Below are 7402 nucleotides of genomic sequence, written 5' to 3'. Positions count from 1 at the left end.
GGCTTCGGCCTGGTCTGGCTCGCGCTGGTGCTGCTCACGGCGGACGCATGGCGCTTCGCACGCCGCCCGAAGAGGCACGTCGAGGTGACCGAGGCAGCCACCATCCGGCCCGGCTCCACGGCCGTCGCGGCGGGCGCCGTCACATGGGCGTCGACGTTGCCGACGCACACGGCGATGCCCTCCGGCAGGCCCGTCCAGGCCGCCGCCTCGGCCGTCAGACCGCCCGCCAGATCGCCGAGCTGCCCGATCGGGTGCTCCAGCTTGGTGCTCACGAAGTCCGCGAAGTCGGGGTTCAGCGCGGCGAGGTACTCCGGCGACGGGTAGACGCCGTCCTGCAGCTGGCCCTTGTAGCCGGCGGTGCAGGCGTTGCGGACGTAGTTCCCGGACAGCCGCCACACGATCCAGTCCGCGGCCTCCACCCAGCGCTCGGTCCGGGCGTAGATCTCCGGGTCCTCCTCGAGGAGCTGCAGCGCCTTGGCGAACTCCCACTCCGAGGAGATCTTGCCGCCGTAGCGCTTGATCCACGGCTCCTTGCGCTGCTCGGCCAGCGCCGTGATGCGGTCGGCCTGGGCCTGGGCCGCGTGGTGACGCCACAGCTTGACGTAGGCGTGCGGACGGCCGGTGAGGTCCGGCAGCTCGCACAGCGGCGTGCCGTCGGCCAGCGTCGGCACCATGGTGCAGGCGGTGAAGTCCGTGCCGATGCCCACGACCTGCTCCGGGCGCACCCCCGAGCGGGTCAGCGCCTCAGGGACGGCGATGCGCAGGACGTCGATGTAGTCGGACGGCACCTGCAGCGCCCAGTCCGGCGGCAGCGCGGTCCCGTCCGGCAGCTCCCGGTCGAGCACGGCATGGGTGTACGGGTGCTCGGCCGACGCCAGCTCGGCGCCGTCGGAGACCCGGACCACCACGGCCCGCCCGGACAGCGTGCCGTAGTCGACTCCGATGACGTAGGTGTCGGGACGGGACTCTTCCCCGCGCTCGTCCAGGATCTCGGCGTTCACCACCGGACCGCCCTTCTGTTCGGTATGACAATCAACGTTCGGTATTGCGGATAGGGGAAAGGTAACCGGTGGTGTGGAGGATGGGGAAGGCCGGGGCCCGTGTAGACCCCGGCCGAGGTGAGGTCAGCCGGTCAACGGCGCGACGGTCACCTTGTCGATGTCGGGCGCGTATGCGGTGGAATTTGCGAAGGCGACGGTGTTGACGCCGGCTTTCAGGGTGACCGGGACCGGCAGGTCCCAGAAGTTGGACCAACTGTAGGTGTTGCGGAACATGACCGTGCTCGGGACGCCGTTCACCGTGATGTCCGCGGCCCTGGAGACGACGTTGGTGTTGTAGTTCCCGGAGCCCGCGACCTCGTCGTTGGCGTACCGCACGTTCATCACGTAACGGCCTGCCGCCGGGGCGTTCACCCGGAAGGCGAGGGTGTTGGCGGAGCCCAGTCCGATGTGGCCCACGTACTTGCCGCCAGACGTCCAGGGGTTGCCGGAGACGTCCGCGGTCCCGGCGAGGGCGGCGTCCTCGGCCTCGTAGGAGGCGACGCCCCCGGTGTCGGCGGCGCCGGTGACCCGCAGGTCCCGCAGGGTGAGGCGGCCGCCGCCCACGGGCGCGGCGGTGATGCGGTTGTTGCCCGCCGACAGGTACAGCCGCAGTGCCTTGTCGGTGACGCGGCCCCGAGCGGCGGCGAGGGTGACGGCGGTGGCGCCGTCCATGCTCAGGGTGCTGTCGCCGGTGGAGGCGTAGTCGGCGTGCACGGTGTAGTAGCCGTCGGCCGGTGCGTACACGTCGAAGGCGGCCTTGTCGCCGCGGCCCAGCACCAGGGCGCCGGCGCCGCTGACGCCCGAGGCGGAGTAGTCGTAGGAGGGGGAGCCGCTGATGTCGGCGTAGGTCGCCGGGTACACGGAGTCGGGCGTTCTGGACGCCGTGAGGTCGATCTTGTCGAGGGTGACCTCGTTCGTGCCCTTGGCCAGGGTCAGGGTGTGCCTGCCGGCGGTGAGGGGCACGCGAGTGCTCGCCTTGGCGCGGTAGGTCCAGTTCAGGGTGGAGCCGTAGGCGAGGGTCCCCGCGGAGTCGCCGTCCACCGTGAGGCTCTGGGTGGCGGGGCCGCCCGACTGGTTGCCGTAGAAGACGTCCAGGTCGTACGCGCCCGTGCGCGGGACGTCCACGGTGAAGGCGACCTTGCTGGTCGGCTGGTTCAGGCTGCCGACGTCCTTGGCGCCGGAGGTGGCGAAACCGTACGGGTTGGAGCGCGAACCCTGCGCGTAGACCGTGCCGCCGGTGACGGCCGCGCTCTCCGCCTCGTACGACGCCGACCACGGCAGGCTCGTCGCGGCGGGCGTGCCGCTGCCCGCCGGGTTCACCGTGACGCGGTAGGCGGACATGGCGTCCAGGCCGGTCAGCGGCACGGTGACGCTGCCGTCCCTGGCGACGGCGGCCCTGGTGCGGGACACCACGGCGGGCGCGGCGGCGGCGCCCTCGTAACCGCTCCACGCGGTGCGCTCGACCGTGACGTCGACCTTCTTGCCGAAGCAGGCCGGCACGTGCCGTATCACGGTGTCGACGGATCCGGAGGCGCCGCCGAGCAGCACCTGGGCCTGCTTGCGGCCGGTGTCCAGGGACGCGATGCCCTGCACGGTGTCGACGGTGTCGGGCTGCGGCGGGGTGAGTTGCACGGTCTTGCCGGTCAGGCCCGCGTACCAGCGCAGCAGCCACCAGGTGCCGTTGGGGATGTTCGTCTGCGCGGCGTTGTCGTCGAGGTTCCCGGCGATGTTCCAGTACGCCTGGTCGGCGTAGACCTTGTTCCGCTCGAACATGGACATCCACTGGATCATCTGTCCCGGCACGGACTGGTCGCGCCGGTTGCCGTACTCGTTGACGCTGACCGGCAGTGCGGGGATGCCCGCGGAGGCTTCCAGGGCCCGGTAGGCGGACAGGGTGGACTCGAAGCTCGACAGTGAGCCGGGGTCGAGCTCGTGCCAGGTGGTGACGTCCGGGAGGACGCCGGCTGTCTTCGCCCATGGATAGAAGTCGCCCATGAGACGGGCGTCGTAGTGCGTCTCGTTGGGCCCGGCGATCCTGGCGTCCGGGATGATCGACCTGATCCTGCGGTAGACGGCGGTCCAGTCGCTCTTGAAGCCGCTGAGCGCGGCCGCGTACGTGGCGCTGTCGGAACTCCCCAGCCCCGGATACCAGTTGCCGTCGGGCTCGTTGAACGGCACCCACACGAAATCGTCCGCGTCGGGGCGGGCGGCGACCTCGCGGACCATGCCGTCGACCTTGGACAGGTAGTCGGCCGGCCCCAGGTTCTCGTACGGCCACTGGACGTAGTCGTCCTGCATGTAGACATAGACGTCGCCGCCGCCGGCGCGGTCGAAGCCGGGCTTGACCGTCAGCGCGTCGCCGCCCGGGTGCTGCGCCCCGCCCTGCGGCTTCTGGACGACGGTGGTCATGTGCAGCGGGGCGACCAGTTCGTCGCCGGGGACGCCGACGTCGCTCAGGCCGTACAGCGTTCCGTTCGCTCCGTGCATCACGGCGCCCGTGGTGCGGCCGAGGTCGACGGTGACCCGCGGATCGGCCGCGTGGGCGACCGGACCGGTCAGGGCCGCGCCGGCCAGGACGACGCTGAAGGCGACCGAGCCCACGAGGCGCCGGGCCTTCGGTGATCTGCGTGCGGTTCGAGGCATGGATGTCCTCCGCCTCCCGCGTCGCTGCGGGAGGATCGTGGATGGGACCTGGGGAGGGGCCGGGGCGCGCGGGGAGGCGCGCCCCGGGGGTCAAGGGAGGCAGGCGCTACTTGACGGCGCCGCTGGTGATGCCGGCGACGACCCGGCGCTGGGCGACGACGAAGACCGCCGCCATCGGCAGGCTCATCATCACGACGTAGGCGAAGATGAGGTGCCAGTTGTTCAGGTAGAGCTGTGCGTTGGCGACCTGGTAGAGGTTGAGCGGGAGGGTGGCCCTGTCGCCGCCGCCGAGGACGAAGAACGCGTAGAAGACGTCGCTCCAGGCGAACAGCATCACCATGATCGTGGCGGTGGCGATGACCGGGCGCAGCAGCGGCAGGATGACCTGGAAGAAGACCCTGGCCGGGCCGGCGCCGTCCATGCGGGCGGCCTCTTCCAGTTCCTCGGGCAGATTGCGGATGAAACCGGTCATGAAGAAGATCGACGTGGAGAGGTACATCCCCGTGTAGACCGCGATCATGCCCAGCCGGCTGCCCGCCAGGCCGAGTTGGCGAAGCTCCATGACGATGGTGATGACGGCCGGCGGGAGCAGCAGTCCGCTGATGCTCAGCGCGTACAGCGTGCCGGCCAGGCGTCCGGTGCGGCGGGCGAAGACCCAGGCGGCGCCCGCGCCCAGCAGCAGCACCAGGACGACCGAGGGCACGACGACCAGCAGGCTGTTGACGAAGCCCTGGACGACCTTGCCCTGGTCGAAGGCCTGCCGGTAGTTCTCGCCTGCCTGCGCGTGGTGCGGCAGCGAGAGGTTCGGTTTGATCGCCTCGGCCTGGGGCTTGACCGAGGTCACCGCCACCAGCCAGAGCGGGATGCCGACGGCGACGGCCGCGACGAGGAGGACGGCGACGGGCTGCGCCCAGCGCAGGGGGCTCCGGCGGGCCGGCGCGAACGCGGTGACTGCGGTCACTGGTTGTTCTCCCTTCGGCGCAGGCCGACGATGACGGGCACGGCGAGGACGACGACGATGAGGAAGAGCACCAGGCTCATCGCGGACGCCTGGGCGTAGAGCCCCTGGCCGAAGACGCGGAACATGTAGATGTTGAAGACCTCCGTCTCGCTGCCGGGGCCGCCCGCGGTGGTGGCCTGGACGATGTCGAAGGTGTTCATGGAGCCGATCAGCGCGGTCGTGACGTTGAACGTCACCGCGGGCGCCAGCAGCGGGAAGCGGATCGACCAGAAGGTGCGCCAGCCGCCGGCGCCGTCGATGCGCGCGGCCTCCAGCACGTCGCCGGGCATGCTCTTGAGGCCCGCCAGGTAGATGAGCATGGCCAGGCCCATCCACTTCCAGCCGTGGATCAGCGTCACCACGAGCAGCGTCCAGGTCGTCGAACCCAGCCAGGGCGTGTCCACGGGACGGCCCGCCAGCGACGAGAGCACGCCGTTGAGCGCACCGTCCTGGGCGAGCAGCGCCCGGAAGAGGTAGCCGACGGCCAGGGCGGAGATCAGCACCGGGAGGAAGAAGACGGCGCGGAAGAAGCGGTTGAAGCGGGTGTCGCGCTCCAGCAGCAGGGCGAGGGCGAGACCGAAGCCGTTCTGGAAGACGGCCACCAGGACCGCGTACTCCACCGTGATGCGGATGTCCCGCGCCAGGGACCCGTCGTGCAGGATGGCGTCGAAGTTCGACAGGCCCGCGAACCCGATCTGTGGGTGGAACGCCGACCAGTCGGTGAACGGGTAGACGAAGTTCAGCAGGTTCGGCAGCAGGAAGAACACGCCGAACACGGCCAGTGCCGGCAGCGCGAACCACCACGGCTGGTCGGGCTTCCTGCGGGGGCGCTCGCGTCGGCCCTGCGGCGACGAGCGGTCCCGGCCCTTCGCCTGTGGGGCGGCGCCGGCGTCCATGGTGGCGGTGTCCACCATTTTTCTTACCTCCGGTACGGGGCCCCGGACGCGCCGCCGAGGGGCGGCCGCCCGGGGACGGGCTGGCGAAGGGCGCCGGTCAGAAGCCGGAGACGCCACGGGCCTTGAGGACCTGCTGGAACTGGTCCTGGGCGGCCTGGGCGACCTGCTGGGGCGTCTTCTTGCCGTAGATCATGTCGGCGAGGGCCAGGTGCATGTCCGGCGCGGTCAGCGCGTTGACCTGGAAGACGCCCGTGGCGGTGGACAGCGCCTTGGCCTGGGCGATCGCCGTCTGCGGCAGCCCGTCGGGGTTGGGCACGGACGGCTCCACGGACACCAGCTTGTCGGCCTTGATGTAGGCGGGGTAGTCCGGCCCGAGCCAGAACGACAGGAACTGCCGGGCGGCGTTCTGCCGCTTGGCGTCCCCGGTGTTGAACGCGACCACGCCGTTGGTCTGGTCGGGCGAGTACTCGGCGTTGGCCTTGCTGTTGGCGATCGGGAACCAGCCCAGCTTCTTGTCCATCTCCGCGGTGCTGGAGGTCGCCTGGATCTCGGACTGCAGCGAGGTGACGTTCAGGGCCATCGCGGCCGTGCCGTCCATGATCGCCTTGCCCTGGTCGACGAACGTGCCCGTCCGGTAGTTCTTCTGGGCCAGCCCGCCGTCGAGGATCCTCGTCTTGTACTTGGTGATCGCGTCGACGATCCTCTTGTCGGTCCAGGACCCCTTGTTCTTGTTCAGGTCGTCCCAGAACGACTGCGGCAGATCCGTCATCTGGGCCTGCACCTGCCACTGCAGGGGCCACTTGTCGCCGCCGACCTCGAAGAACGGGGCCACGCCCGGGACCTTCGCCTTGATCGTCGCGGCGGTGGCGAGCATGTCGTCGTAGCTGGTGGGCATCGCGGTGACGCCGGCCTTCGCGAAGACGTCCTTGTTGTAGTAGACGCCGAGGACGGCCGGACTCGTGACGATCGCGGCATACCGGTGGCCGTCGACCTGGCCGAGCCCCTGCTCCGTCTTCCCGAGCTTGGAGACCCAGTCCTCCTTGTCCAGCTGCAGCAGGTTCTTCGCCGGCTGGACGAACGGCAGCGTGCTGCCCGTGGGCTGCCAGAACATCAGGTCCGGCTTGTCGCCGGAGGCCAGCTTGGTGGGCACGTTCGACTCGTAGGGGTCGGGGATCACCTGGGTCGTGATCCTGGCGCCGGTGGCCTTCTCGAACGCCTCGACGGCCTGCTTGGGCTGCGCGACGCTGTTCTGCGCGACCCACATGGTGAGCTCGACGCCCTTGAGGCTCGCGGTCGGGTCGACCGACCCCTCGGGGGCGGCGCCGGAGGAGGCGGCGGTGCTGTCGCTGCAGGCCGTCGCGGTCAGTCCGAGGACGCAGGCAGCAGCAAGGACGGAGAGGGCTCTTCTCATGGCGTGATCCTTGGTACGGAGGGCGGAGGGCACGAGGGGAGGGGGGTGGCACGGGCGGAAAGGGAGGAAGGGGCGGAAGGGGCGGAAGGGGTTGAGAGGGGCAGGGGGACGGAAGAGGCGGGTGCGGCGGATCCAGGCGGAGACGGCGGTGGCACCTGGGCAGGGCGGCTGTCGGTGCGGCGGGCGCGAACGGCCCGTCCGGCTCATGCGGTTCTGGGCCCCGAGCTCTCCCGGAGGACGAGGGTGGTCTCGACCGGTGCGGGGGCCGGCGCGGGCGGGCGGAGGTCGCTGTCGAGCTGGGCGCGCAGCAGCCCGAAGGCGGCGCGGCCCAGTCCCTGGAAGTCCATGCGGACCGTGGTCAGGGACGGTGTGACGAAAGCGGAGTGCGGGGCGTCGTCGAAGCCGATGACGC

Annotated in this window: 6 protein-coding genes; all 6 read right to left on the bottom strand. The window is 70.5% G+C overall.

The window, feature by feature from the left end:
• Positions 1-1001 (bottom strand): FGGY family carbohydrate kinase (locus tag ABT300_RS39125; protein ID WP_351686471.1); only part of this gene is annotated, 1001 nt, incomplete at its 3' end.
• 123 nt (positions 1002-1124) lie between these two features.
• Positions 1125-3683 (bottom strand): CBM35 domain-containing protein, encoded by a 2559-nt coding sequence (locus tag ABT300_RS39120; RefSeq protein ID WP_351686469.1) that lies wholly within the window; start codon positions 3681-3683, stop codon positions 1125-1127.
• A 106-nt stretch (positions 3684-3789) separates the two neighbouring features.
• Positions 3790-4644: a carbohydrate ABC transporter permease gene (locus ABT300_RS39115; protein ID WP_351686466.1), complete on the bottom strand. Its 855-nt coding sequence runs from the start codon at positions 4642-4644 to the stop codon at positions 3790-3792.
• Positions 4641-5597: a carbohydrate ABC transporter permease gene (locus ABT300_RS39110; protein WP_351686463.1), complete on the bottom strand. Its 957-nt coding sequence runs from the start codon at positions 5595-5597 to the stop codon at positions 4641-4643. The genes ABT300_RS39115 and ABT300_RS39110 overlap by 4 nt, the downstream gene beginning before the upstream one ends.
• Positions 5598-5676: 79 nt before the next feature.
• Positions 5677-6990 (bottom strand): ABC transporter substrate-binding protein, encoded by a 1314-nt coding sequence (locus tag ABT300_RS39105; RefSeq protein WP_351686459.1) that lies wholly within the window; start codon positions 6988-6990, stop codon positions 5677-5679.
• 203 nt (positions 6991-7193) lie between these two features.
• Positions 7194-7402 (bottom strand): substrate-binding domain-containing protein (locus ABT300_RS39100; protein ID WP_351686457.1); only part of this gene is annotated, 209 nt, incomplete at its 5' end.

It is taken from the genome of Streptomyces sp. NPDC001027 (assembly GCF_040299045.1).
Lineage (GTDB): Bacteria > Actinomycetota > Actinomycetes > Streptomycetales > Streptomycetaceae > Streptomyces.
This window is presented reverse-complemented; position numbering and strand designations above follow the sequence as displayed.

Bases quoted from the DNA above. Each gene is read 5' to 3' on its own strand.
- ABT300_RS39120 (WP_351686469.1), bottom strand. From the start codon at position 3,683: ATGCCTCGAACCGCACGCAGATCACCGAAGGCCCGGCGCCTCGTGGGC.
- ABT300_RS39110 (WP_351686463.1), bottom strand. From the start codon at position 5,597: ATGGTGGACACCGCCACCATGGACGCCGGCGCCGCCCCACAGGCGAAG.
- ABT300_RS39105 (WP_351686459.1), bottom strand. From the start codon at position 6,990: ATGAGAAGAGCCCTCTCCGTCCTTGCTGCTGCCTGCGTCCTCGGACTG.